Raw genomic sequence first — 25,570 nt, forward strand, 5'->3', positions numbered from 1 at the left:
CCAGATGGACGTCTGGTTTGCCACTCATCCCTGACCAAAACAGGTGACGACATGAAATGGAAAATCAATCGCTGGAAATCACTCTCTGCCACAGCAGCATTGGCGGCAATCCTCTTCTCTGCGGGAAGCATCGCAGATACCTGGAAGTTTGCCCTCGAAGAGATCCAAGGCTCAGTGCAGGATGCTTACGCGCAACAGTTCAAAAAACTGATTGAAGAAAAAACAAATGGTGATGTCACGGTAGAGGTCTACCCTTACGGCACACTGGGTCAATCGGAAGATCTGACCGAACTGACAGCTAACGGCGTACTGCAATTCGCCAACGCCTCACCGGGTATTTTTGGTTCTTTTGTCCCTGAAATGCAGGTGTTCTCTATCCCTTACCTGCTTAACCAGGATAACGAGGTCAACAAAAAAGTCCTCAGCAGCAGCCCAACCATTTATGGCACTCTGGGTGGCAAACTGACAGACAAGAACCTCAAACTGCTGACCATGTACCCGGAAGGCGAAATGGTCTGGACAACCAACAAGGAAATCCGCTCACCGGGTGATTTTGAAAACTTCAAAATGCGCGTAATGGCCTCACCGATGTTGGTTGAAGCCTACAAGTCCTTTGGTGCTGATCCTACGCCACTCCCTTACTCAGAGGTTTATGGCGCGCTACAACTGAAAATGGTGGATGGTCAGGTCAACCCTATCTTCGCGATCGAAGAAATGAAGTTCTATGAAGTGTCCGACTTCCTGATCTGGGCAGGCCAGCAACAGTTTACCACCACGGTGATCACCAACAACGACTGGTACAACAGCCTGCCTGCCGACAAGAAAAAAGCACTGGATGATACCCTGGCAGAGATGACGGACTACATCTTCGCTACCCAGGATGAGTTCAACGCTGCACGATTGGAAAAAATCAAAGCGGCCAAGCCAGACATCAAACTGGTTGAACTGACAGCGGATGAGCGCGAAGCATTCAAGAAAGCCTCCATGAACATCCGCGAGCAATACATTGAAATGACAGGTGACAGCGGTAAAGAGGTACTGGACTCACTCACCGAAGAGTTTTCCGGTAATTAAGCCACTGAATTTTCAATAAGCGGCAGACTATGCCACGCTTATAGAAAGCATCTGAAGCAACACCCTGCTACCTACTCCCTCCCGTCAAGCGGGAGGGACATCTTGTTTAAGACCCACGGAGAAACCATGCGACTTGACCGATACGATACCAAAATCCTGCAAATTCTCTCCACACAGGGGCGTATCACCAAGTCTCACCTTGCAGAAGCGATCAACCTGTCCATCAGTCCTTGTTGGGAGCGCGTAAAACGCCTCGAAGAGGCCGGGATCATTGAAGGCTATGGCGCGAAGATCAACCCCAGCATCCTTTCAAAGAAAACGCCTGTACTGGTCGAAGTGACGCTAGGTAAGCATGATGCCGCCAGCTTCAAACGGTTCGAACAGGCGATGCAGGAGTGCCCGGAAGTGGCTGACTGCTTTGCCACCGGTGGTGGCGTTGACTACATCCTTCGCGTCATGGCGCAGGATATCGACCAATACCAGCGCTTGATAGATAGCTGGCTGATGTCAGATCTGGAAATTGAACGCTATTACACCTACATCGTCACCAAAACCATAAAACACCAGCGTGACGCACTGGAAATCGACGAAAACCTTATCCGTTAGCCTCTCTAACACACTGAATAAAATCTGATATTTCCAGAAACAGAAAAAACACCAACTTCCACCACCCCGGTATAAAAAAAACACCAAGTGCGAAGCGGGCTAACAGAAAACTCATGTCAAAAAAAAGACTTACCTTGTAGTTGAGGACAACGATTCAACCAATAAGGGAGGTCATGTTATGGCCGCGCTGAATTTACCCCATGAAGGAAAAGCAAACGACGTTGTATTGGTGCATCTGGAAGATGCTCGTCTGCTGCGTCAGCTTGCTTACATCAATGGCAAATGGGTAGCAGGCAATCAAGATATTGCTGTTACCAACCCCGCCGATGACCAAGTGATTGGCTATGTCACTGCGCTGAAGAAATCTCAGGTAGACAACGCTATCAACGCTGCCGAAGCCGCTTTTGGCAAATGGCGTGCTTTCTCCGCAGAAAAACGCGCGGAGCTATTAATGGCGTGGCACGACCTGCTACTGGAAAACCGTGAAGATCTAGCCCGTTTAATGGTGCTGGAGCAAGGTAAAACCCTGAACGAAGCCCGCGGCGAAATCGACTACGGCGCATCGTTCGTCAAATGGTTTGCCGAAGAAGGCCGCCGCGCTTATGGCGAAACCATGCCAAGCCATATTGCTAACGCGCAACTGGCGACCATTCGAGAGCCCATCGGGGTTGCAGCACTGATCACGCCATGGAATTTCCCCAATGCGATGATCACCCGCAAGGCCGCAGCGGCACTTGCTATCGGTTGTACCGTGGTGGTGAAACCCGCTAGTGAAACCCCTTTTTCAGCATTGGCACTGGCAGAACTGGCAGAACGCGCAGGCATTCCCGCAGGTGTGTTTAACGTGATCACCGGTGATGCCGCCATGATCTCCGCTACCCTGTGTGCGTCAGACAAAGTGCGGGCACTCTCTTTTACTGGCTCAACCCGGGTCGGGAAACTGCTGCTGCAACAAAGCGCGGACACAGTGAAGAAATGCTCCATGGAGCTTGGAGGTAATGCACCGTTTATCGTGCTGCCGGACATGGACATTCAGGAAGCCGCAAAGGCGGCTATCGATGCCAAATTCCAGACTTCCGGACAGGACTGTCTTGCCGCTAACCGCATTTTTGTGCCTCGGGAACACTATGAAGAGTTCGTGGAAGCCTTTGCGACCGGTATGCAAAAACTTAACGTCGGTAATGGCATGTTAAACGGCGTGGATATCGGCCCACTGATAAACCATCAGGCGGTCGAAAAGGCGCAGATGCTGGTGGATGACGCCCTGGAAAAAGGCGCAACTTTGGTAGTGGGCAACCAGAAAAAATTGCCGGGTGAAAACTTCTTCAATCCGGTGCTGCTGACCAATGTTACGCCTGACATGGCGGTCTACCGCGAAGAAAACTTCTGCCCGGTGGCCGGAGTGATTGCCTACGACTCACTGGATGACGTGATCATCGCCGCCAACGACACCGAATACGGTCTTGCGGCTTACATCTACGGCCACGACATCCGCCATATCTGGAAACTGATGCGCGGACTGGATTTCGGCATGGTCAGCGTCAACAGCGTAAAAATGACCGGCCACCCCATCCCGTTTGGCGGCATGAAACAATCCGGACTTGGACGCGAAGGCAGCCGTCATGGGTTCGATGAATACAGCGAAATCAAATACTACTGTCTCGGCGGCTTAGATACAGCCAGCGGATGCTAAACAGAACGAAAAGGAGTTTATTATGACAAAGCAAATTGATACCAAAGCCCTGCTTGAAATCGACCGCCAGAATGTTTTTCATGCATCTACCCACCTCAAGCAATATGCCGACGGTGATTTGGCTGGCCGCATCATTACCAGCGCCAAAGGGATCCGTATTCAGGATTCAGAAGGCATTGAGCTGATTGACGGTTTCGCAGGACTCTACTGCGTCAACATCGGCTATGGCCGCGAAGAAATGGCCGAAGCGATTTACGAGCAAGCGAAGAAACTCGCCTACTACCACACCTATGTGGGTCACACCAACGAGGCACTGATCACCCTGTCTGAGCGCATTCTGAAAATGGCCGGACAAGGCATGAGCAAGGTGTACTACGGCATGTCCGGCAGTGACGCCAACGAAACCCAGCTCAAACTGGTGTGGTACTACAACAACGCACGCGGCTTGCCAGAGAAGAAAAAAATCATCTCCCGCGATCGTGGCTACCACGGTTCCAGCATTGCGTCTGGCTCATTGACCGGTCTGCCGCTGTTCCATGCGCATTTTGACCTGCCTCTTGAGCGCATCAAACACACCATAGCGCCCTACTACTACCGCCGTGCAGATGACGGTATGACAGAGCGTGAGTTCTCCAAACACTGCGCAGACGAACTGGAAAAAATGATCCTGGCGGAAGGCCCGGAAACGGTGGCTGCCATGATTGGCGAACCAGTGCTGGGTACCGGTGGTATCGTGCCACCACCAGAAGGTTACTGGCAGGAAATCCGCAAAGTGCTGGATAAGTACGATGTGTTGCTGATTTCTGATGAAGTGGTGTGTGGCTTTGGCCGACTGGGTGCGGATTTCGGTTCTATCATGTATGACATGAAACCAGATTTGATCACCGTCGCCAAAGGCCTGACGTCTGCTTACCAGCCACTTTCCGGCGTGATGGTTGGCGAGAAAGTGTGGAAAGTGCTGGAAGACGGCACTGACCAATGGGGCGCAATCGGCCACGGTTACACCTATTCCGGTCACCCACTGGGGGCGGCATCGGCACTGTGCAATCTCGACATTATCGAGCGCGAAAACCTGACCATGAATGCCCGTGACACCGGTGCTTACTTCCAGCAGCAAATGCAGGCAACCTTCGCCAACCATCCATTGGTGGGTGACAGCCGCGGTATTGGCTTGCTGCATGCGCTGGAGTTTTCATCCAACAAGGCAAAACGCGAGCATTTCGACCCGAACCTGAAAGTCGGCCCACAAATCGCCGCGGCGTGTCTGGAGCAAGGTCTCATTGCCCGCGCAATGCCACATGGTGACATTCTCGGCTTCGCGCCACCGCTTGTGGTAGATCGCGCAGACATTGATGAAATTGTCGCCCGTGCGAAAAAAGCCATTGACAAAGTCACTGACAATCTGGTCAGCAGCGGTAGCTGGAAAGCCGCGTAATCTGACCAAAAATGGAGAATAGCCAAGGATGACAAACAAGATTAACGTCACCATCGGTGATGTCTACTTGGCACGGAAAGCCATTCACGGCGGGGTGAGACGCACCCCGCTCGTGCGTTCCGATGCCCTGTCAAAACGCTTTAACTGTAACGCCTACCTGAAACTGGAAACCCTCCAGCCTATCGGTGCATTCAAGTTGCGCGGTGCCACTTATGCCATGAGCAAGCTCAGCGACGAACAGCGCAAAGCCGGTGTCGTGACCTGTTCTACCGGCAACCATGGCCGCGCTGTTGCTTATGCCGGTAAACGTCTGGGCGTGAAAACCATCATTTGCATGTCCGAACTGGTGCCGGAAAACAAGGTAAACGCCATCCGTGAGCTTGGCGCAGAAGCGCGCATTATCGGCAAATCCCAGGACGATGCTGAAATGGAAGCGGGTCGCCTTGAAACAGAAGAAGGCATGGTTTATCTCTCCCCCTTCGACCACCCGGATATCGTCGCAGGTCAGGGCACTATCGGTATCGAGATTCTGGAAGATCTGCCGGAGGTGGATGTCATTTTCACGGGTCTCTCTGGGGGCGGCCTGCTTGGTGGGATTGGGCTGGTTGCCAAAACCATTAATCCTGACATTAAAATCATCGGCGTCACCATGGAAAAAGGCGCAGCCATGGTCGCCAGCCTTGAAGCCGGAAAACCAGTTCAGGTTACCGAGTACCCGTCCTTCGCCGACAGTCTTGGTGGAGGGATTGGATTCAACAACAACCTGACCCTGCCGTTGGTGAAGCAGGTCTTGGATGAAGCCTTTCTGGTGGATGAAAAGCATATCGCCGCTGAAATGGTGTATATGCTTGAAGAAGAGAAAAAATTGCTGGAAGGCGCTGCAGTCGTTGGCCCGGCAGCCATTGAACAACACGGTCTGGATATGACAGGTAAAAACGTGGTGTTTGTGCTGAGTGGACAGAACGTCGCCATGCAAACCTACAAAGAGGCGGAAGCATTGGTGAGAGGGGATCAGGCATGAAAATCTACAACAAAGCGCAAATTGAATCGGTCACCCAGTTGGATCTTGATGCGTTGGAAGCGATTGAGGAAGCCTTTGCCGCGTTGGGTCGCGGATTGGTTACCATGCCGCCCATCCTCAGTATGAACATCGAGGAAAACAATGGCGAAGTCGATGTTAAAACGGCCCATATTCGTGGCAACGACACATTCGCCATCAAGATCAGTCCGGGATTTTTCGACAATCCGAAACTTGGTCTGCCAAGCCTGAATGGCCTGATGGTGCTGTTCTCTGCCAAAACCGGGTTGGTCGATTCGCTTCTGCTTGATGAAGGCTACCTCACTGATACCCGCACAGCGCTTGCCGGTGCCTTAGCCGCAAAATGGCTTTCACGCGCCGATGCCAATACGGTCGCCGTAATGGGCTCAGGCTTACAGGCAGAATTGCAGGTAGCCGCGTTGCGTCTGGTTCGCCCTATCCGTCAGGTTCGCGTGTTTGCAAGAAGCGAAGAAAAAGCGAATGCCTACCGCACCAAGATGGCAGAAAAGTACGGGTTGGACGTGATTGTCTGCCAAAGTGCCAAAGAAGCCTGCGCGGAAGCACATATCGTGGTCACCACCACACCATCTACAGAGCCTTTGCTGGCGTGGGATGATTTACCACCGGGTATTCATGTCACGGCGATGGGTTCTGACAATGCCCACAAGCAGGAACTGGAAAGCGACATACTGGAAAAGGCGGATTATTTTGTCGTCGACCGTCTGTCACAGTCCGCGACGCTTGGGGAGCTTCACCACTTTCAGGGCGAATTTCCCAAACATATATTTGAGCTGGGCACCCTGATTGCGGAGCAAAAACACCTGCGCACGGACGACATGCAAATTACTGTGTGCGACCTGACAGGCACCGGCGTGCAGGACACAGCCATTGCGGGTTACACCGCAAAACGTCTGGCTGATTAAACGTCACTGTCTCTAATCGTTATGGCTAAAGGGCAATTGCGCCCTTTATACCGCACGAGGTTCGGTTATGAATGCACTTTCCGATTTCAAAGCGATTGAACAAACCTTCCCCTTTGAGCCTTGCACCGTGCGAGCCCCACTCCGCATTGGCCTGGTTCAGCTTTCCACGGACTACACACTGGAAACCGACTGGCATCCGCTGGTGGGTGGTGAAATTGAGCTTTACAGCACCAGAATGTATGCCAGTGGCACGGTGACCGTCAGCGAACTGACTGGCATGAAGCAGCGCATCGCGAATGCTGCCGCCATGGTGGCACCGGATTGGGAGCTGGATGTCATGGCATTTGGCTGCACATCAGCCAGCATGTTGATTGGGGACGAAACCATTCAGGATTTACTCACCCATTTTCGCCCCGGCGTACCAGCTACCAACCCCTGGCGGGCGAGCTGCTCCGCACTGCAAGCGCTGGGTGCTCAAAACGTTGCCGTGATGACGCCGTACACCACAGAAGTTAACGCACCATTTTGGCAGGCGATGTATCGGGAAGGTTTCGACGTTTCAGCGTTCGGTGCTTTCCAGCTTGATAACGACACCAACATTCCTCGGGTTAGCGTCCAAGCGTTGCTGGATGGGGCAAAGGCGCTATTGGATAAACAACCGGCCGACGCCATCTTCATCCCCTGCACCAACATGAAAGTGATGAAACACATCAATATGTTCGAAAAGGAATTAAGTTGCCCGCTGGTCACCTCCAATCAGGCCATGTTTTGGCATGCCATGTGTCTGGCAGGTTACCACCCGGAACATCCTTTCCATGTCGGCGGGAAGTTGCTGCAAATGGCATAGCCTCAACACACAGATACAAAAAAAAGACCGCCTGACATTGGCGGTCTTTTTTCAGGTACGACGATCTATCAGTAGCTCGCTTGCGCTTTATAGTAGTCTTCGTTAAACGCAAGGCTGCCCCACATGGCGTGAGCGTGGGCTTGCTTTACTGTTTCTGCATCCACTTCCGCACTCTGCAACTTGTCTGTCTCAGGGTCATAGCTGTACGTGGTAATTCCCATTTCAGGGCGAAGTACCACCACTTTGTTGTCAGCGGTCAACCAGCCAAAGTTCTTGTCCCGCTGCATCATTGCACGTTGTTTTTCAGCGGGCACTTCTTGAGTCAGGTCGTGGCCAATCATTGGATTGGTACTGCTGATGCCGGCCAAAGACAACACGGTTGGCGGCAAATCCAGCTGGCTGATCAGGCGGTCATCCATACGTGGCTCAATGCCGCCGCCAGTAATAATCGCCGGGATTTTGAAATGGCCGATAGGTACAGGCAAGTCGCCGGTCGCACGGGAATCGTGATCAGCAACAACCAGAAATACCGTGTCATCCCAGTAGGTTGAACGCTTTGCTTTTTTGAAGAATTCACCCAACGCGAAATCCGCATATTCCACCGCATTCTCAACGGTATTTTTGGGTTCGTTGAAAGGCACGATTTTGTTGTCAGGATACTCGAACGGAGTGTGGTTGGAAGATGAAAACACCAGGCTGAAAAACGGTTTGTCCTGTTTTTCCAGTTCAGTAAACAGTTCATCCGCGTGGTTATACAAATCCCCATCCGAAGCGCCCCATGACCCTACAAACTCCGGATCCTTGAAGGTTGGAAGGTCTTCCATATCCGAAAAGCCATTCCCCAGGAAGAAACTTTTCATATTGTCGAAATGGCTTTCACCGCCGTATACGAACTGGGTGTGGTAACCGCGGGACTTCAGCAAATCTGCAATGGTAAAAAAGTGGGTCTGGCTTTTACCCAGCTTCACGACTGAACGCGCAGGCGTTGGTGAGAAACCCGTGGTGACCGCTTCAATACCACGAACAGAACGGGTGCCTGTGGCGTATGCGCGGGTAAATGCCCATCCCTTCTGTATCAACTGATCGATATTCGGCGATAAGTCCTCACCACCAAGGCTTTTTACATAACGTGCACCATGGCTTTCCAGCAACAGGATGACGATATTTTTCGGTTTACCTTGGTAAGTGGCCTGATGAATAGCTAACGTCGGCTCTTCAGCAGAAACGAAATCCTGCGCGGGTACCGTCATGTTAGCCTTCACTTCCTCGATGATGGTGTCCTTGTCCATTTTCGGGTAGTAATCAAATGCGTTAGATTCAGACTTCATCTGTTTGGCTGCAAAGATGACCGAGTAAGACGAGTTGAGCACCAGATCATTCATTAACGGGTCGCTGGAAAATGCCACCATCGCCGGGTTCAACGGACGGTGTCCCAAACTGGAACGTGCGCCCACTACGCCAACCACAACCACCAGCAATGCAATCAATGGACGCCAGTACCATTTCGGATACGAGAGTCCGGTGACCACGCTTTTCGACCAACGCCAGCCCAACACCACAGTAGCAACAGAAACGACGGTGCCAATGAAAAGCTCCAGCTTGTAGCCGCTCCACAGCATGCTGAACACTTCTTTGGGATAAACCAGATATTCGATAAACAGACGGTTTGGACGCAAATCATATTCGATGATAAAAGGCACCGTTGCCACTTCCATATACACTACCAGCCAGAGCCCGGCGGTGATCCATAAGCGCAGAACAAACTGCCAGATTCGTCCAAGCCAATGGTCGCCCGAAATCAATGCAGATAGGAGTGCAGGAAGGATCAGCAAATAGCAAACCGACGCGATATCGACACGCCAGCCGCTGATGAACAAATGACTCCACGCCTGGGCATCATTTACCCTGCTGAGTTGCCAGAAAGCGAGGGCGAAACGTGAAAAGGTAAAAAGGAGGATGATTAAAAAGGCTGTCGCCACGATGGGGTAAAGTGGCCCGAAAAATCGTTTGACGCTATTCAAAGTAAGGTTCCGAAATGCAACTAAAAATCTGTTTTTCTAGCTTAACCAAACTGAAATCAGTTTATTACCCCCTGGTCACAGTATGTGTATTCAATTTCGCCGTTTTTAGCCTGTTTTTAAGTTTTCAAAAATAAGTCTTGATATTGATGCTATTCACGGGACGAGACACCGTCTGGCCCTGCGTCGTCAAACCGCGGCAATCCGTCGGCAATGGATAACCAGCCCACCTTATATTCACACCAAATATGATATTGAGGCTGAACTGCCTCTGGCTCATCCAATGAACCTAAGGAGATCTCAACGGCATCCGGTGGTTCTGAGGTATAAAACGCCAATTGGGTACCAAAGTTGGGGCAAAATTCCCGTTTGCCCAACGTGTAATCACAGTCGCACACAGTGAAAACCCAACGCGGGTTATAACATCCGGGCGAAGGTTGCTGCTCGCGGGCAGCTACACGCTGAGAATCTCGATGTTCAAATGATGGCTCAACGCGCCTTCCCGCCCGCGTACCAAATCTGCCAGGCTGTAATTATCCAGCTCACCAATAAACTTGGAGGCCGCATCCTGCAGGATATGACGAAAACGGCAATCCGGAGATATCACACAGGTATCTGTCGGCGACGCAAAACACTCTGCAATGGCCACATCTTCAACCGTGGTTCTGAACACCTCTCCCACGTTTATGGCTTCCTTTGGACGGGATAACCGGAATCCGCCTGAACGCCCTTTCGCACTAATCACATACCCATTTTCAGACAATGCATACATCACCTTTTTTAAATGATTGTAAGAGATGTTGTAGGCCTCTGCGATGTCTGACGTTTTCACTGTCCGGTTCTCATTAAGGGCAAGATAGATCAACGCCCTGAAGGTTAAGTTTGTGAATATATTGATTTTCATTCTGACCTTCCTCGTTCAATAGAGAAATAAATATACACGCTTAGCTCACGCATTTAATCACATTTATATAACAATATTGTCTTTTTTAGATTTCGCTAATATAGTAAATGAACATATGACATGAGCATTTAATCTAAGTTTAGTGGCCAAATTGGGAAGCACATGGAATTCATTGGATATTTAGCAGCCTGCTTAATGGGCATAGTGCTGGGCGTGATCGGTGGAGGCGGCTCCATCCTGACCGTGCCTATTTTGGTTTACCTGATGGGGGTAGCACCGGACACCGCAACCGGCTATTCCCTTTTGATTGTTGGACTTACCGCCGCATTTGGTGCCATTAGGTATTTCAGACAAGGATTGATAGACGTACCTGCATCGCTTGCCTTTGCAGCCCCTTCTATCGCCGCCGTCTACCTGACCCGCGCATTTTTAATGCCAAATATCCCCGACCAACTCATGACTTCGCCTTTCGTGATCAGCAAAAACGTCGCCATCATGGTGTTTTTTGCCCTGTTGATGCTTTCCTCAGCCGCCCTAATGCTGAAAAAAGCCTACAAACAGCAAAAAGCGGATGCAGCGGGCGAAACGCCAGACGCTACCGATGAAAACGCCAAAGCCAACTGGCCATTGATCATGTTGGAAGGTGCGGTCGTGGGTATCGTCACCGGGATTTTGGGTGCGGGCGGCGGCTTCCTGATCATTCCTGCGCTGGTTCTCTTTATGGGCATGCCCATGCAAAAAGCCGTTGGCGCGTCCCTGTTTATCATCGCCCTCAAATCCCTGATCGGTTTTATCGGCGATATCCAGGCTGGCATTGAAATAGCAATGCCAATGATCCCTCTGATGTTGGTCGCCACCTTTGTCGGGATGTTCCTGTCGACCTCGATTGCATCGAAGCTCGACAGTAAGAGTCTTCAGAAGATCTTTGCGTATTTCACGCTAGTCATTGCGATTGTCATCATCACTAAAGAACTGCTTTAACGAGAGAGGTTAAGCGATGAAAATTGAGACGTTTTATGACAACCAAACTGCTACGTTCACTCATATCGTGATCGATGAAGCGACAAAACACTGCGCCATCATCGACTCGGTTCTGGACTATGACCAGTTTGCGGGCAAATCCAGTACAGACAGTGCTGACAGGGTTATTGAGTACGTGAAGCAAAATGACCTGACATGCGAGTGGATTCTGGAAACCCATGTTCACGCCGACCACATCACCGCTGCCCACTACCTCCAGGAAAACCTGGGCGGAAAAATTGCCATGGGGTCTTCTATCGTTAAGGTATTGAACCTTTGGGTGCCAATGTTCAATAACGAAGAAGACACCCCACTCACCGGCGAACAATACGACCAACTGTTCAATGAAGGTGATACGTTCAAAATTGGTAATCTGGATGTGAGCGTCTGGCATACACCCGGCCACACACCAGCGTGTGCCACTTACCTGATTGGCGATGCCATCTTTGTGGGTGACACCATGTTCGCGCCACACCTTGGTACCGCGCGTTGCGACTTCCCCGGCGGCAGTGCAGAGCAGCTCTATAACACCATCCAGCGCTTTTACACCTTGCCAGATAGCACCCGCGTATTTTTGGGGCACGACTACCCGAAAGAAGGTGATGACCCTCTGCACATGATCACCATTGGTCAGGCGAAAAAAGAAAATATCCAGATCAAACCCGAAACGCCGCTTTCCGATTACGTTGCAATGCGTGAAGCACGTGATGCCACGCTGGCTGTGCCCAAACTGCTGTTCCCATCGTTGCAGGCCAACATGAGAAACGGCCAGTTCGGCAAACCGTCAGAAAATGGCAAGCAATACATCAAAATCCCAGTCAACCTCATGTAAGAAGGAGGCGGTAGCGATGGACATTAGAAAAGTGACCCCGATGTTTTCTGTTGCCCCGCAGATAGAAGCTTCAGAACTCGAAGCAATACAACAAATGGGCTTTAAGTCCATCGTCTGCAACCGCCCCGATGGTGAGGGGGCAGATCAACCTGTGTTTGATGAAATCCGTGTTGAAGCGGAACGTCTGGGCATGAGTTGCGACTACCTTCCTGTCACCAGCGGCAAAATTACGGATGAGAACGCTGAACAGTTCGGTGAACTGATGGAGTCGCTGGCACACCCTACTCTCGCGTATTGCCGCACAGGCACCCGCTGTATCACGCTGTGGGCGCTCTCAAATGCCGGTAATTACAAACCTGAGGAGATCCTGACCCGTGCAAAAGATGCAGGTTATGATCTGAACGGCGTCATAAAGCGGATACTGAACGGTGGGAAAACGCCCTCCGACCAAGTCGATTTTTCCCATGAAGTGGTCATTATAGGTGCAGGTGCTGCTGGTATTGCGGTTGCCTCAAGCCTGCAATCCCGCGCACCCAACCTTGATATAGCCATTGTCGACCCCGCATCCGTTCACTATTACCAGCCAGGCTGGACGCTTGTGGGTGCCGGTGTTTTTAAACCGGATCAAACGGTAAAAACAGTGTCATCACTGATCCCTAAAGGCGTTAATTGGATTAAGTCAGCCGTCGCGGCGTTTTTGCCTGAAGAGAACAAGCTTTTGTTGGACGGTTGCCGGACAGTTCAATATGAACACCTCGTTGTTTGCCCCGGCATCAAACTCGATTGGGACAAGATTGAAGGCCTGACAGAAACGCTGGGGAAAAATGGCGTCACCTCCAACTACCGCTTCGATCTGGCGCCCTACACTTGGGAACTGGTGCAGAAGATGCGCAAAGGCAAAGTGATTTTCACCCAGCCACCCATGCCGATTAAATGTGCCGGTGCGCCACAAAAAGCCATGTACCTTTCCTGTGATTACTGGAATAAAGAAGGCGTGCTTTCCGACATTGAAGTGGACTTCTGCAATACTGGCGCTGTGCTCTTTGGAGTAAAAGACTATGTGCCGGCATTGATGGAATACGTCGAGAAATATGGCACCAAGCTGAACTTCGGTCACCAGCTTGTTTCCATCAACGGCAACGAAAAAACTGCCGTATTCAAAGTGATGGACGGCGACAAAGAAACCTTTGTTACCAAAGAATTCGATATGATCCATGTCGTGCCGCCACAGTCACCACCGGATTTTGTCAGGGCCAGTCCGCTGGTTGATGAAGCAGGTTGGATAGACGTTGACCAGTCCACATTGCGTCACAAAAAGTACCCCAACATCTATAGCGCAGGTGACGCAATGAATGCGCCGAATGCAAAAACCGCTGCGGCTGCGCGTATGCAGGCACCGGTGGTAGCACAAAACCTGCTGCACGATCGCGGGTTGATGAAAGACCGCGCTATTTATAACGGTTATGGAAGTTGTCCACTCACCGTTGAGCGCGGAAAAATCATCCTTGCTGAATTTGGCTATGGCGGAAAGCTGCTACCCAGCTTACCGACCTGGCTGATAGACGGCACCCGTCCATCGCGTTTGGCGTGGTATATGAAAGAGAAAATCCTGCCACCGATTTACTTCCTCGCCATGCTGAAAGGCCGGGAATGGATGGCAAAACCGGATAAAGAAATTGTAGAAGAAACACCGAAATAACGAGTCCCCTTTAGGGGCATAAAAGAGCAACAAGCGATTGCGCATCCTGCGTGTCCATGGGTGATTAGATTTTTGCTTAATCACCCCTTTTTTGTCCTGCATTCAGGTTCTCATGTTGTTGTGGCACAAAGAGAATGTTATTGGCATGTATCTTTTTCACTGCTCGACCCACCCAGACTCCTTTTGAAAAAAGCCAGCTGTGAGAGGAATCACAACCCGGATAATTGTCGGGACAAATGGAAGGCGTTACAGTGTAACCAATAAGACATTAACACCCAGCGTCGAATCTACATTGTGAATCATCACCGTAAGCATTTACCCAAACCACACAAACGCACAACCCATCAGTAAATTATCCATCCAAACAAATCACAAGATTGTCATCACCTTGAAACCTACCGTTACTGACATGGCAATCAATTGCTATCTGCTCATGTCATTTATCAGCGCAACTGATGAATCTATCATCGCAAAATTCACCAAACTGAAATCCGTTGTGCAATCTCAAGGGTGCTGTTAGATATCCATCGACTCTCAAATATTTCCTTGGAAATGTTAGGGAAATTGGCATGTTACCTGACCGCGTTTCTCTCAGACGCCAGGTAAGTATTCGTGTCGTATTTTGTTTATGGAGAAGCATGCATGACGACCTTGATTAGCCTGATAGTAATATTTGCCGTAGGCTACCTCATTGTTAAACGCTATAACCCGCAAACCTCGCTGTTCCTAGGCGGTATGGTTTTGATGGCTGCCGGAATTTTGTTTGATACCGGAATGCCACTGCCTGAATCTGCATCCAGCGGTTCAGCAGCACTCGATATTTTCACCTTTGTAAAACAAACCACCAGCAAAACTGTGGCTGGCCTTGGTCTTATCATCATGGCTGTGGGTGGTTTCGCGCACTACATGGACCACATCGGCGCTTCCCGTGCCTTGGTTAACATCGCAATCAAACCACTGGGTTACTTGAAAGCCCCTTACCTGGTAATGGCGCTGGGCTACATCATTGGCCAAATCCTGAACATTTTCATTCCAAGCGCATCTGGCCTGGGCCTGCTTTTGATGGTAACCCTCTACCCGGTTCTGGTTCGCCTTGGCGTGAGTAAAATGTCTGCGACTGCGGTAATCGCAACTGCAGCGTGTTTGGACTTGGGCCCTGCATCCGGCAACGTGAACCTTGCGGCACGTACCGCCGACATGCCGGTCACCGAATACTTCATCACGTATCAGCTTCCTGTTGCCATCGCGACGATGCTGACCATCGCAATCCTGCACTTCTTTGTTCAGCGTTGGTTTGACGTTCGCGAAACATCAGATGAAAACACAGATATCAACGCAACTGAAAACGGTGCGAATCCACCAGCTTGGTATGCCCTGCTGCCAATTATCCCACTGGCGCTGATTCTGCTGTTCAGCCCAATGATGCTGGACACAGTGAAAATTGACGTTGTGACTTCAATGTTGATTTCTATTGCCGTCGCAATGCTGTGCGAAGGTTTCCGTCGCAGCCCGAAAGAGGTTTTTGCCGACATCCTGATTTACTTCGACAGCATGGGTCGCCAGTTTGCGCGCGTTGTTACTCTGGTCATTGCGGGTCAAACCTTTGCACACGGTCTGAAAACCATTGGCCTGCTGGACACAGTGATTGAAGGCGCACTGGCCGCTAACGTTGCCCCAGCACTCATGGTTATCCTGATGGTTATCATCATCACGCTGGCTGCAATCCTGATGGGCTCCGGTAACGCACCGTTCTTCTCGTTCGCCGCCATGGTGCCGGAAATCGCGGGCAAAGTGGGTGTACCGGCAGTCGCCATGCTGATGCCAATGCAACTTGCTTCCGGTATTGCACGCTCAATGTCGCCTATCACTGGCGCAATTGTTGCGGTAGCAGGTGTGGCAGGCGTATCACCGTTTGAACTGGTAAAACGCACTGCAATCCCAATGGTTGGCGCGCTGATCGTATCAACAACTGTTTCCCTGATTGTTGGTCTGTAAGAGCACGTTATAAAGACAAAGCCCGGCGTTCTTGGACGCCAGGCTTTTTTGTGTTCTGTTCGATCCCCTCCACTTTTCAAGGGGAGGGTTAGGGAGGGGTTATCGCTAACAATCAATAAAACCCAATCGGCAAATAGAAATCGAGCTCAAACCGCTCGTCTTCTTCAATAAAGTGATTCCGGTGATAATGGACATAAGCGGGCGTCGCGCCGAGCTTGAATCCGGAAGACGGTAACCATTGCTCCAGCACCTTACTGATTTGCGGTAAAAGTTCTCCATACACACCGGTTAACCTGAACACCGCATGCAAACCGCCGGGAATCACCAACTGATTCACCACTCCCCTCACCTTTACCGGGCTGTCTATCGCAATGCAGGCCACATACCGGCATTTATCCAATTCGACCCAAGCCGGGTTGGAATGGTGAAGGCCAAACTGCGCTGAAAAGTCCCGCCCTTCGGTTTTTGCCCACGCGCGCAACAGCCGCCAGGTATTTTTGATCGAGCGGTTGTACCCGGTATGGCGGACATATGCAGCAAAACGGTCAGGTACTTCTATGATTTTGGGCTCCGGCAGTCTCTGCCCAGCCACGCGGTGATAACCCGCGGCCACTTCCGGATCGCGCAAATACGGTTTCTCACCGTCATCAAACTCGTGCTTTCGCCACTCGCCGGGGGCGACATTGAACGTTGCTTTAAATGCGCGGCTAAAGGAGGAGACTGAACTGAATCCACACTTACTGGCAACATCCACTACCGAGGTTTTCGGATCGAACATCAGTTGGTTGGCAGCAAACTCCATGCGTGTGCGACGGACATATTGGTGAATTGACTCTCCCACCACTGCTTTGAAGATGCGGTGAAAGTGCTGCTCTGAATAGGCTGCAACCCGCGCCAGCTCTTTAGCAGGAAGATCCCGACTGATATCTTTATGAATGAAATACAGCACATCATTGATGCGCGAAATATGCTGGGCGTGCATGGCCTTAAATCGCATAAATGGACATGTTCAAGAGCATAAATGGACAACATAAAATCTGCAATGCGCTGTAAGATGCAAAGACAAAATAAAAAGATAACTCAGGTGCAAACATGGAAATCGCAACAGCGCTTCAGCAAACCCCTTCTTCCTACATCCGGGAAATTCTCGCGGCAGCGTCTGACAAAAATGTCATTTCACTGGCAGGCGGTCTGCCGGATGAAAAAACCTTCCCTATCGCGCTGATGAAGCCAACGCTTGAAAGCCTTTGCGATATGCCCGAAGTATTCCAATACGGCGCGACTGCCGGTTATGGCCCACTGTTGGAGTTCCTGAACGGATACTTTGAATTGCCAGAAACCCACATCGCGATGGCTTGTACCGGCTCGCAGCAAGGACTGGATCTGATCGCCCGTGCCTATGTAAACCCTGGCGACAAAGTGGTAATGGAAGCCCCGAGCTATTTGGGCGCGATGCAGGTATTTGGCCTGGTTCAGGCTGAGATTGTCACCGTGCCGCAAAATGCCCACGGCCCGGATCTGGTAGCGCTGGAAACCTGTTTTGCTGAGCAAGCACCAAAGATGTTCTATGCCGTGCCGGATTTCCACAACCCGACGGGTGTGTGCTGGTCTTTGGAAACCCGCAAGCAGGTAGCGGCGCTGTGTGAAAAGTACCACGTAGCCTTGATTGAAGACGCGCCCTACCGTGAGCTGCGTTTCAGTGGTGAAGCCTTGCCATTGGTATCGGATTTTTGCCCGCAACATTCGATTGTATTGCGCTCATTTTCGAAAATTGCTTCACCGGGTCTGCGCGTGGGTATTGTGACCGGCAAACGCAGTTATCTGGAGCCGCTGATCAAAATCAAACAGGGTGCAGATTTGCATTCCAGTGTGCCGATGCAGGCGGTTTTGCTGGGGCTGTTACAGCATGAAGATTTCGACGCACATATCGATACCATCCGTGCGCTTTATAAAACACGCTACGAGAAAATGTTCAATGCGCTGACAACTTATCTGCCGAAAGGCTGCGATATCAATCCGGTTGAAGGCGGCATGTTTGTTTGGGTAACCCTGCCACAATGCGACACGTTCGCGCTGGCAAAATCCCTGCTTTCTAACGGTGTGGCGGTCGTGCCAAGCCCAGTGTTCTACCCACAGCACCAGCTGGCGAGTTCTGCACTGCGTCTGAACTTTACCAATGCAACGCCGGACGAACTGGAAGAGGCGGTGAAACGTTTATCGAAAGGGCTAAGCGAACAACTGGCGCAACCAGAAGCAATGCAGGCGTGATTAGCCACCATTAACGCTCAAAATTTGGATAGAAAACAGGCGCCGTGAAAGGCGCCTGTTTTGTTTTACGATGCGTTTACTGTACGCCCGCAGCGACTTGCAGCGAAGCGTTGGTTTCAGTGATCACTTCTACCGCTTCTGGCTCAGCGTCCACTTCACACGCGTAAGCGTTACCAATCATGGTGACAGATGAGAGGAAACCCAGAGGTTTGTAGAGATAAAGTACGTTTCCGCCCTGTTCTGCTGTTTTCGCGCGCATTTGGTTCAGGGTACCCCAAACCATGTCTTTGTCTGCATGCAGCCAGTAGTCATAAAAGTGACCTTCTGAGCCGATGACAGTGCCTTTGTGTTCACATCCCTGAATGGCATTGACGTCATCCCAGACGACTTTAACTTGTTCTGATTCGATCGTCGGGAATGTAACGCACCCCGAAAGTAACGCGCTTGAAGCCAGCGCGGCACTCATCATTACCTTTTTCATTTCAGTCTTTTCTCGACACACGTTGAGGCGCGAAGTGTATCTATCGGAAGGGCAAAATCAAGCGGAATGTTGAGGAAAAAGAAGGTTTCTCTACCGGCCAGGCATTTACCGGCCGGATAGAGAAACAAACAACGACAGCAAGGAGTAAACGTAACGTATGTAGGCGATGCTACCTACGCACAGTTACTGTATTGCAAGTCCATTGCCAACTTTATAACTCAATGAAAAATTGGAATTTATTTTGATAAGTCTAATAATAACTTTTGGTTTCTGTACTATTAGGGTGCAAAGCTTGCACAAAAAAGGCACGGCGATACGCGCCATGCCTTCTTTAAATCAGAGATTGCGCTACTTAACACGCATAATGCAGTGTTCAGCGTTTCCAACTTTAAAGCAGATAGACTGGGAAGGTTTAAGCAGTTCCAGATCTTCAAGGACATCGTCCGGATAATCTTGATCGACCATCCATTCCATGGGTTCCCGGAAACTATCTTCACTGACAACAAAGGATTCATTTTTCATCTGGCTTTCGCGGATATTTACTATCCAGACACGCTCTTGAAACTCCATCAAATCGTCGAGTGAATGTAACAGCGAATTTTGAATTTTTTCCCAGAAAACGTTCATCGTCATAGACAACCCTAAGCTGTAACCTACTGAAGCGCGGCAATTTCCTATCTGTTTTCTGAAGGGTATATCGTGCGGAAAAAGATTCAATCGGATTTTGATTGCGATGAGAGACAGGCACAAAATAACACTAATATGCGCTTAGTCAGCGAGTCTGATTTTGACTCTTTCGTCAATAAGCTCAAACGGAAATACCAGTACACTGCAAATTTCTTAAATCCCAATGAAGATCATCTGGAATAAAGATTTATTTCATATGGTTAGATGATATCCTGCTCACCGAATTCGCTGTCGGGCAATCTGTACCCTACGACTAAGCCTCTGGCTTTTGCCCGACAGCCTCTACATTCCCAAGCCCGATATTCATTGCATCGTGTCCGCCAAATGACTGGAACGGACGTAAACCAAACATGGGCATAACGGCATAGATGTGGTCGAACAAATCGGCCTGAACCCCTTCGTAAAACACCCAATCGGTATTGTTCACAAATGCGTAGACCTGCAGTGGCAAGCCCTGCGCCGTTGGTTCAAGCTGCCGCACCATGCAGGTCATGTAGTCATGAATATCTTTATTGGCACGCAGGTAGGTTGCCAGGTAAGCGCGGAACACACCCACATTGGTTAAATGACGCAGATTCGCGCTGTGGGGAATATCTTTGAACGATTCATTGAATTCGTTGATCTCGCGGGTTCGTTCAAACAAGAACTCCCGTAGAATGCGGATCTCTTTCAGTGCTTCAATCTCTTCATCGGTCAGGAAACGGATTGATGTGACATCAATAAATACCGAGCGTTTGATCCGACGGCCGCCGGAGTCTGACATCCCCTGCCAGTTGATAAATGCATTCTGAACCAAGGCATACGCGGGCAACATGCTGACGGTGTTGTCAAAGTTTCGCACTTTCACTGTCGTCAGCGATATCTCTTCTACCGTACCGCTGGCGCCATACTCATCAACCTGAATCCAGTCATTCAGGCTGACCATGCGGTTGGCGGAAAGCTGGATACCGGCCACAAATCCCAGAATAGTATCCCTGAACACCAACATCACCAAACCGGTCGCCACGCCCAATCCGCTTAAGAAAATCACCGGCGATTCGTTAGCGAGGATCGAAATGGAGATAACGATAGCAACTAAAAAGGTGAAAAGTTTAATGAGCTGAAGGAAGCTTTTGATTGGCATCCGGCGGCTGATGCCCCGGTTATAGGCGATGTCGTTCAGCGCATCCAGTAAGGCAAAAATCATCCAGACAAACATCACCAGCACAGTAATGCCAAGGCAACGGTCAGTCAGTTTTGAAAGGAATGGATGATGGGAAAGAATGACCGGAACAAATATATCCAGGATCATCACAGGAACCAAGGCCGCGAGTTTTTCCAGTACCTCATATTTGGTCAGGCTATTCGCCCAAGAGTTTTTGTTTTTGCTGATGATGAGGTTTACAGAGCGGACGATGATCTTGTGCACGATGAGGTAACTGATCACCGCTATACCAATGGAAGCGAGCAGGAATACAAGCGTGGGCTCCGTACTGTAAGGATCGCTGTCTATCCCCATCGACGTCAGTTTGTCGCTCACGTATTTCCGTACACCGTGCTCTAGCATCTCGCCACTCCCTGTAAAGACCCATCAACTCAAACTACCTGAAACACAGGATTCAGCGAGTATGGCTATAGAGCCTAACAAGTTGCGGAACGCGACGGTGAGGCAGTTTTGATACAGTAATGCGCTTTGTTCAATACAAGCGCATGTCTGAAATCGCAACCTCCAAACGATTCTCGCCTTTCAGCGGTGTTCCTACCATCTCATCGTAGGCGCTGTCTTGCCTGAGTACCCGGGTGTCTGTTTTAACCGTCTGGCATAGGTTCAGCATTTCCACCAGCGATCTTGTTCTGAGTAGCTCACCGTTTACATCACACAGAAAATGCTCTTCATCCCCAACAACAATAGAAGCCTGATACAAACTCTGCTCCATTGAGTGAATGATGAGTTTTTCGATCTCTGTATGTTCAGCAATGGCATGGATATTTGTTTTCATAACTGTCCCCTTTTTTCAGCCATTACGGCTGAGTGCGCAGGTCAGTTCAATTGCGGCAAGATTTAAGCTGGAAGGAATAGACCTAAACGACCTGAAGATGCTCGCTGAATCCTCAATCTTCAGGTTGTTTAGGTATCTTAGATAAATTCGTCAATCACCGGACAGTCACGGCGATCGGCACTGTTACGGCGTTCGTAGCCACGGTGACGTGCACTGAATTTTCGCCGATCACGCAATGCGCGTCTTTCGACCACATAAACTCCATCTATTAGGCGGGTCTCCGCCACAAATCCTGAAGGTGCGCTGTAGGCTATTCGCCTCATCGACATACTGTATTCGTCCTACCAATGGAAATTCCTCTCAGTTTTATGCATCACAGGACATAACAGCAATGGATATCCGGTCATTATTCACACCTTTCTCATTAGTAGATATAAATCTCACATTTAAACCAACAAAACAGTCAATAGCTTAAAATGTCCAATTTGTTTTTAAAAAACGCATATATTACGGGCACTTTGAGAGTGTAATGCCCACTTTCTCGCCATACGGACCTCCCCTGACAGAAACCTGACAAAATCCCAGACATTTCCCAACAATTGGAATGCTAGATTGCGCAGGCACTTTTAGCACTCTTTCTCGTAAGGGCTTTTGAATGAAACGTTACGCTCTATTACCACTTATTACTTTGGCACTTTCTGCATGTGGCGGCGGTGAAGGCGGCAGTGAAAACAGCACGCAACCAAGCGCTCTATCTGCTGTAGAGGGTAAAATCGAAAATGTCTCTGGCTCTGCGATCACCGTTAACGGTCAGCAGTTTCAGGTTGGCAGTGTCAGCTACCGCAACCAATCTATTCCTGCTTCTATTCTGGCTGCTGACATGAATGTTTCCCTGAACACTGGCGCACGTGCAGCAATGAGCGCGAAAAGTGGCTCAGATGTTCAGTTGGATCCGACTTTCACCGGTAAAATCACCGAAATCGACCCCAAATTGGGTACTTTCAAAGTCAGCGGTGTATCGCTGACTTTCAGCAACCTATCTAATCAAATCAAGAACGGCGACTGGGTGATGGTTTCTACCCTGCCAACCGCTAATGCAGGCTACAAGGTACTGTCTGTTATAAAGTTTGGATATGATGCGGACGGTATGGTTGAAGTTGAAGGCCGAATTTCGGACATCGACTTTAACAACAAGAGCTTCAAAGTTGGTAGCTCGCTGAAAGTTTGGTTTGCTGGCGCTGATATCAACAATGCCAAAAAACTACGTAATGGCGCATGGGTAGAAGTATTTGGCCGCACACAAGAAAATGCATTTGGTGTTGAAGCTGTTACTGCTGAAAAAATCATGATCAAAAGCTTCAGTGGTGTAAATGGCCGCGGCGAAATTGAAGGCATCGTAACCTGGGTTGATAAAGACTACAGCCGTTTTGAAGTGAACTACCGTGGTATCTTCGAAATTCATAAATCAACCAAATACGATTGTGAAGATGGCGATATTTGCAACAACTACTCGCTGCGTGAGGGCATGGAAGTTGAAGTAGACTATGTTGCAAACGCCAAAGGCAACTTTGCCAAAGAAATTGAATTCGAAGACGACAGCGACGTTGATGGTGACTGGGACAAGTTCGAATTTAAAATGAAAGGCTATGCAGATAACCTGGATGACACCGAACTGTCTTTTGAAATTGGCGGCGTAAAAGTTTACACCGACAACAACACCGAATTTGACGACGAACTGAACTTCGACAGCATTGGCAACTGCCGACTGGAAGTAGAAGGCGTGATTATCAACGGTGACCATGTGGCACGTGAAATCGAGTGCGAAGACGACTAAATTAACTTAAATACCAAGGCAATGCTATTAGCATTGCCTTTATTTTTTGTGCTTTAGAAAATTAAATTCTCATACTTGCTTCATTTGTCCAATTTTAAGCAACACCCTCTTCCCACGCGAAAAACAACCCACTCGCTATTTCCGTTTAAAACCATATAAATCAAATTTATTCATATAAATTAACAGCATACCTCTACTAATCAAATGGAGGTGAACGAATCATTAATGAGACAAAGTGTAAAATTTCCACTTTACAGCATCATTTTGAATTGCAACATGATGTTTATGAATTAATTCTTAGGGCTTCTTTCAAAGCAAGAAGTTCCAAGGAATGTAGATGCACAAGAATGCGATCGCTTTACCTATTCTCCTGTCAGCCTTTGCTGTGCAGAGTGAAACACTGCCTACCGGCACCACTCTTCTGACTCAATTCCCTTCTCCGAGTCATTCTGCAGACCTTTCGCCACAAGACATAGGCGGAAGATGGGTTGACTATAATTACTGTCTTCAGCACGAAAGGAAGCTCATTGTCGTCGCACACGCTGATGACGACCGATACTTTATGGGAGAGGATATCAGGGATGCCGTAAATAATGGCGCATGCTTGAAAATCGTTCATGTTAATGCGGGTTTTGACATCACGCCCCCAAGTAGTGCGCCTTCTTATAACGCCAATGACCCTTACTATTATCAAGGCCGGATTAATGGTGCAAAAGCTGTTTATGCCGATTATTTAAGCCAAGAATTTTCCACCTCCGTTTACCAGACTCAATCATGGGATAACATTAATGGCAATAAAGTTCATCGCTATATTTTCTCCCGGGACTTCAGTGGTAATACACCCGGAGGACAATTAATAGAAGTTCAGGTGTTGGGATTACCTAACTCAAGTAATGTTATTGCTTCTTCCGATGTAGGAACAACCATTTCACATCTTTATACTGACCACAACGAAACAACAATTAATGTTGCTGATACTATTACCGGTTTCCAGGTTGAAAATGTTTATTCGTGGGACAACGTTCTTGGAATACTCAACCAGATCATCAGTTGGATGAACCCAACGGAAATACTGACTCTCGACCCTTGGGGTTTGCCTGGCGACGATGCGGCGGAAGGTCAACATCCGGACCACATCATGGCTGCTCGATTAGTTCGAGCCACGTCTTACGCATCCTCTAACCCATCTCAAGTAAAATATTTCAAAACGTATAACGTCAATACATTTCCAACCAACTTAAGTGAGCAGACAGCGCTGAAAACCATCAGCGATGTCGCCAATCATTTCAGTCACGATTGGGGATCGTCATTTGTCACCAACCATCCCTGCTCAATTGGTTCTTCCACCAACCCTGAGTCATGGGCATGTAAACAGTATGAAGCGACTGAAGGACAATATTCTGTTGCGGGATACATCGAAAACGGTGCGGGACAATGCCTGAATACCGCCAGTGATAACTCCGTCAGCTGGGGAGTGTGTGGTTCATCATCGTTTCCTGTCACACTCGCAAAAGCCCGTTATGCGTATTCGCTAAACCCGAACTACCCCGAAGGTACTTTGGCAATGATTCCCTCATCAAATGCAGCTGGTGCTTCCATCTCACTGGCTCATTACTCCACCATGCCAGAAAATACACGATGGCACTTTAACGACAGTACGCAAAAATTGGAGTACTTATTCACTAACAGCGCAGGAGAAAGGGAAGCGCTCTGTTTAGATGCTGCTGGCGACAACGGTGCAATATTAGCGAACTGCAATGAGTCATCTACCAGCACACTGACAAGCAGCACAGTTTTGTCAGGTTCAGATCAATTCAAGCTCCGTAACTTGCGCAGCGGTAGGTGTCTGGCATTGGACGGAAACCGTGATGTCACCACGACAGATTGCAACAGCGAAGGCACTGGTTGGAATTTCAATAACGGCGAACTGTCTCAATCAATAAATGGCCAAACCGTTTGCCTGAATGCCCCGACCTTTGGCCGCGGCATTGCAAAAGTTACTAGCAATGACTGTCATACTTCGTCTCAAGGTCAGAGATTTGATATCCGGACGATTGCAGGCACAAGCATGCAATTGATTGCCCCGGTGAATGACAGTGTGTGTCTGGAGGGAGACCTGAACTTCTTCTCCTGCCACGGCTATCAAGTGCAGCAATGGCAGCTCTTGCGTTGATCGATTTTCACCAACAGCCCGACCCTTTGTGGTTGGGCTGTAATTCCTAACACGTCTCCCAAA

22 protein-coding genes are annotated in these 25,570 nt (G+C 49.5%); 14 read left to right on the forward strand and 8 right to left on the reverse strand.

Translation table 11 applies throughout. From position 1 onward, the window contains the following. The first annotated feature begins 51 nt into the window (after nt 1–51). From KU854_RS02160 to KU854_RS02190, 7 genes are all read left to right on the forward strand, one after another. Nucleotides 52–1,074, forward strand: a complete 1,023-nt coding sequence (locus KU854_RS02160) for a TRAP transporter substrate-binding protein (RefSeq protein WP_218356834.1) — start codon at nt 52–54, stop codon at nt 1,072–1,074. A 126-nt stretch (nt 1,075–1,200) separates the two neighbouring features. Then, complete coding sequence (locus tag KU854_RS02165; protein WP_218356835.1) at nt 1,201–1,680, forward strand: Lrp/AsnC family transcriptional regulator; 480 nt, start codon at nt 1,201–1,203, stop codon at nt 1,678–1,680. A gap of 178 nt (nt 1,681–1,858) precedes the next feature. Next, nucleotides 1,859–3,373 carry an NAD-dependent succinate-semialdehyde dehydrogenase gene (locus KU854_RS02170; protein ID WP_218356836.1) on the forward strand — a complete coding sequence of 505 codons (1,515 nt, stop codon included), beginning with the start codon at nt 1,859–1,861 and terminating at the stop codon, nt 3,371–3,373. 22 nt (nt 3,374–3,395) lie between these two features. Next, on the forward strand, nt 3,396–4,808 hold the full coding sequence (locus KU854_RS02175) for an aspartate aminotransferase family protein (RefSeq protein WP_218356837.1): 1,413 nt from the start codon (nt 3,396–3,398) through the stop codon (nt 4,806–4,808). A 28-nt stretch (nt 4,809–4,836) separates the two neighbouring features. Continuing rightward, complete coding sequence (gene eutB, locus KU854_RS02180) at nt 4,837–5,829, forward strand: hydroxyectoine utilization dehydratase EutB (protein WP_218356838.1); 993 nt, start codon at nt 4,837–4,839, stop codon at nt 5,827–5,829. After that, nucleotides 5,826–6,770: a cyclodeaminase gene (locus KU854_RS02185; RefSeq protein ID WP_218356839.1), complete on the forward strand. Its 945-nt coding sequence runs from the start codon at nt 5,826–5,828 to the stop codon at nt 6,768–6,770. The genes eutB and KU854_RS02185 overlap by 4 nt, the downstream gene beginning before the upstream one ends. Before the next feature lie 67 nt (nt 6,771–6,837). Then, the gene (locus KU854_RS02190) at nt 6,838–7,617 is read left to right on the forward strand and encodes a maleate cis-trans isomerase family protein (protein ID WP_218356840.1); all 780 of its coding nucleotides are present in this window, start codon (nt 6,838–6,840) and stop codon (nt 7,615–7,617) included. A 68-nt stretch (nt 7,618–7,685) separates the two neighbouring features. On the opposite strand, the gene KU854_RS02195 is transcribed toward KU854_RS02190, so the two are convergent. The 3 genes from KU854_RS02195 to KU854_RS02205 form a co-directional block, all read right to left on the reverse strand. Continuing rightward, nucleotides 7,686–9,638, reverse strand: coding sequence for an LTA synthase family protein (locus tag KU854_RS02195; protein ID WP_218356841.1), 1,953 nt, complete (start codon nt 9,636–9,638; stop codon nt 7,686–7,688). Between the two features lie 149 nt (nt 9,639–9,787). Beyond that, entirely contained in the window at nt 9,788–10,033 is a 246-nt protein-coding gene (locus KU854_RS25120; protein WP_218356842.1) for a GFA family protein, read from the reverse strand. 56 nt (nt 10,034–10,089) lie between these two features. Then, the gene (locus KU854_RS02205) at nt 10,090–10,539 is read right to left on the reverse strand and encodes an RrF2 family transcriptional regulator (RefSeq protein WP_218356843.1); all 450 of its coding nucleotides are present in this window, start codon (nt 10,537–10,539) and stop codon (nt 10,090–10,092) included. A gap of 162 nt (nt 10,540–10,701) precedes the next feature. Here KU854_RS02205 and KU854_RS02210 point away from each other — a divergent pair, with 162 nt between their 5' ends. The 4 genes from KU854_RS02210 (at nt 10,702) to dcuC (ending at nt 16,085) form a co-directional block, all read left to right on the forward strand. Continuing rightward, nucleotides 10,702–11,520 (forward strand): sulfite exporter TauE/SafE family protein, encoded by an 819-nt coding sequence (locus KU854_RS02210; protein ID WP_218356844.1) that lies wholly within the window; start codon nt 10,702–10,704, stop codon nt 11,518–11,520. A 16-nt stretch (nt 11,521–11,536) separates the two neighbouring features. Continuing rightward, the gene (locus tag KU854_RS02215) at nt 11,537–12,391 is read left to right on the forward strand and encodes an MBL fold metallo-hydrolase (RefSeq protein WP_218356845.1); all 855 of its coding nucleotides are present in this window, start codon (nt 11,537–11,539) and stop codon (nt 12,389–12,391) included. 16 nt (nt 12,392–12,407) lie between these two features. After that, entirely contained in the window at nt 12,408–14,090 is a 1,683-nt protein-coding gene (locus KU854_RS02220) for a bifunctional protein tyrosine phosphatase family protein/NAD(P)/FAD-dependent oxidoreductase (RefSeq protein WP_218356846.1), read from the forward strand. Between the two features lie 642 nt (nt 14,091–14,732). Further along, nucleotides 14,733–16,085 (forward strand): C4-dicarboxylate transporter DcuC, encoded by a 1,353-nt coding sequence (dcuC, locus tag KU854_RS02225; RefSeq protein ID WP_218356847.1) that lies wholly within the window; start codon nt 14,733–14,735, stop codon nt 16,083–16,085. A gap of 112 nt (nt 16,086–16,197) precedes the next feature. Here dcuC and KU854_RS02230 read toward each other — a convergent pair whose 3' ends face one another. Then, the gene (locus KU854_RS02230) at nt 16,198–17,067 is read right to left on the reverse strand and encodes an AraC family transcriptional regulator (RefSeq protein WP_218356880.1); all 870 of its coding nucleotides are present in this window, start codon (nt 17,065–17,067) and stop codon (nt 16,198–16,200) included. 110 nt (nt 17,068–17,177) lie between these two features. Here KU854_RS02230 and KU854_RS02235 point away from each other — a divergent pair, with 110 nt between their 5' ends. Beyond that, the gene (locus KU854_RS02235) at nt 17,178–18,353 is read left to right on the forward strand and encodes an aminotransferase-like domain-containing protein (protein WP_218356848.1); all 1,176 of its coding nucleotides are present in this window, start codon (nt 17,178–17,180) and stop codon (nt 18,351–18,353) included. 76 nt (nt 18,354–18,429) lie between these two features. Here the strand turns inward: KU854_RS02235 and KU854_RS02240 are convergent, their stop codons facing one another. From KU854_RS02240 to KU854_RS02255, 4 genes are all read right to left on the reverse strand, one after another. Then, nucleotides 18,430–18,834 (reverse strand): DUF4156 domain-containing protein, encoded by a 405-nt coding sequence (locus KU854_RS02240; protein ID WP_054778669.1) that lies wholly within the window; start codon nt 18,832–18,834, stop codon nt 18,430–18,432. A 348-nt stretch (nt 18,835–19,182) separates the two neighbouring features. Then, nucleotides 19,183–19,467 (reverse strand): hypothetical protein, encoded by a 285-nt coding sequence (locus KU854_RS02245; protein WP_054778668.1) that lies wholly within the window; start codon nt 19,465–19,467, stop codon nt 19,183–19,185. Nucleotides 19,468–19,774: 307 nt separating this feature from the next. Next, nucleotides 19,775–21,067 (reverse strand): mechanosensitive ion channel family protein, encoded by a 1,293-nt coding sequence (locus KU854_RS02250; protein ID WP_054778667.1) that lies wholly within the window; start codon nt 21,065–21,067, stop codon nt 19,775–19,777. Between the two features lie 130 nt (nt 21,068–21,197). Continuing rightward, nucleotides 21,198–21,500 (reverse strand): DUF6482 family protein, encoded by a 303-nt coding sequence (locus KU854_RS02255; RefSeq protein ID WP_218356849.1) that lies wholly within the window; start codon nt 21,498–21,500, stop codon nt 21,198–21,200. A 655-nt stretch (nt 21,501–22,155) separates the two neighbouring features. Between KU854_RS02255 and KU854_RS02265 the strand changes: the two genes are divergently transcribed. Both KU854_RS02265 and KU854_RS02270 read left to right on the forward strand, forming a co-directional pair. After that, nucleotides 22,156–23,334 (forward strand): DUF5666 domain-containing protein, encoded by a 1,179-nt coding sequence (locus KU854_RS02265; protein ID WP_218356851.1) that lies wholly within the window; start codon nt 22,156–22,158, stop codon nt 23,332–23,334. A 337-nt stretch (nt 23,335–23,671) separates the two neighbouring features. After that, complete coding sequence (locus KU854_RS02270; protein ID WP_218356852.1) at nt 23,672–25,507, forward strand: ricin-type beta-trefoil lectin domain protein; 1,836 nt, start codon at nt 23,672–23,674, stop codon at nt 25,505–25,507. The last annotated feature ends 63 nt before the right edge of the window (nt 25,508–25,570 follow it).

Source organism: Enterovibrio paralichthyis, assembly GCF_019209835.1.
Lineage (GTDB): Bacteria > Pseudomonadota > Gammaproteobacteria > Enterobacterales > Vibrionaceae > Enterovibrio > Enterovibrio paralichthyis.

What these genes read in the sequence shown, in the direction of transcription:
- KU854_RS02160 (WP_218356834.1), top strand. Translation starts at nt 52, where the DNA reads ATGAAATGGAAAATCAATCGCTGGAAATCACTCTCTGCCACAGCAGCA.
- KU854_RS02165 (WP_218356835.1), top strand. Translation starts at nt 1,201, where the DNA reads ATGCGACTTGACCGATACGATACCAAAATCCTGCAAATTCTCTCCACA.
- KU854_RS02170 (WP_218356836.1), top strand. Translation starts at nt 1,859, where the DNA reads ATGGCCGCGCTGAATTTACCCCATGAAGGAAAAGCAAACGACGTTGTA.
- KU854_RS02175 (WP_218356837.1), top strand. Translation starts at nt 3,396, where the DNA reads ATGACAAAGCAAATTGATACCAAAGCCCTGCTTGAAATCGACCGCCAG.
- eutB (WP_218356838.1), top strand. Translation starts at nt 4,837, where the DNA reads ATGACAAACAAGATTAACGTCACCATCGGTGATGTCTACTTGGCACGG.
- KU854_RS02185 (WP_218356839.1), top strand. Translation starts at nt 5,826, where the DNA reads ATGAAAATCTACAACAAAGCGCAAATTGAATCGGTCACCCAGTTGGAT.
- KU854_RS02190 (WP_218356840.1), top strand. Translation starts at nt 6,838, where the DNA reads ATGAATGCACTTTCCGATTTCAAAGCGATTGAACAAACCTTCCCCTTT.
- KU854_RS02205 (WP_218356843.1), bottom strand. Translation starts at nt 10,539, where the DNA reads ATGAAAATCAATATATTCACAAACTTAACCTTCAGGGCGTTGATCTAT.
- KU854_RS02210 (WP_218356844.1), top strand. Translation starts at nt 10,702, where the DNA reads ATGGAATTCATTGGATATTTAGCAGCCTGCTTAATGGGCATAGTGCTG.
- KU854_RS02215 (WP_218356845.1), top strand. Translation starts at nt 11,537, where the DNA reads ATGAAAATTGAGACGTTTTATGACAACCAAACTGCTACGTTCACTCAT.
- KU854_RS02220 (WP_218356846.1), top strand. Translation starts at nt 12,408, where the DNA reads ATGGACATTAGAAAAGTGACCCCGATGTTTTCTGTTGCCCCGCAGATA.
- dcuC (WP_218356847.1), top strand. Translation starts at nt 14,733, where the DNA reads ATGACGACCTTGATTAGCCTGATAGTAATATTTGCCGTAGGCTACCTC.
- KU854_RS02230 (WP_218356880.1), bottom strand. Translation starts at nt 17,067, where the DNA reads ATGCACGCCCAGCATATTTCGCGCATCAATGATGTGCTGTATTTCATT.
- KU854_RS02235 (WP_218356848.1), top strand. Translation starts at nt 17,178, where the DNA reads ATGGAAATCGCAACAGCGCTTCAGCAAACCCCTTCTTCCTACATCCGG.
- KU854_RS02240 (WP_054778669.1), bottom strand. Translation starts at nt 18,834, where the DNA reads ATGAAAAAGGTAATGATGAGTGCCGCGCTGGCTTCAAGCGCGTTACTT.
- KU854_RS02245 (WP_054778668.1), bottom strand. Translation starts at nt 19,467, where the DNA reads ATGACGATGAACGTTTTCTGGGAAAAAATTCAAAATTCGCTGTTACAT.
- KU854_RS02250 (WP_054778667.1), bottom strand. Translation starts at nt 21,067, where the DNA reads ATGCTAGAGCACGGTGTACGGAAATACGTGAGCGACAAACTGACGTCG.
- KU854_RS02255 (WP_218356849.1), bottom strand. Translation starts at nt 21,500, where the DNA reads ATGAAAACAAATATCCATGCCATTGCTGAACATACAGAGATCGAAAAA.
- KU854_RS02265 (WP_218356851.1), top strand. Translation starts at nt 22,156, where the DNA reads ATGAAACGTTACGCTCTATTACCACTTATTACTTTGGCACTTTCTGCA.
- KU854_RS02270 (WP_218356852.1), top strand. Translation starts at nt 23,672, where the DNA reads ATGCACAAGAATGCGATCGCTTTACCTATTCTCCTGTCAGCCTTTGCT.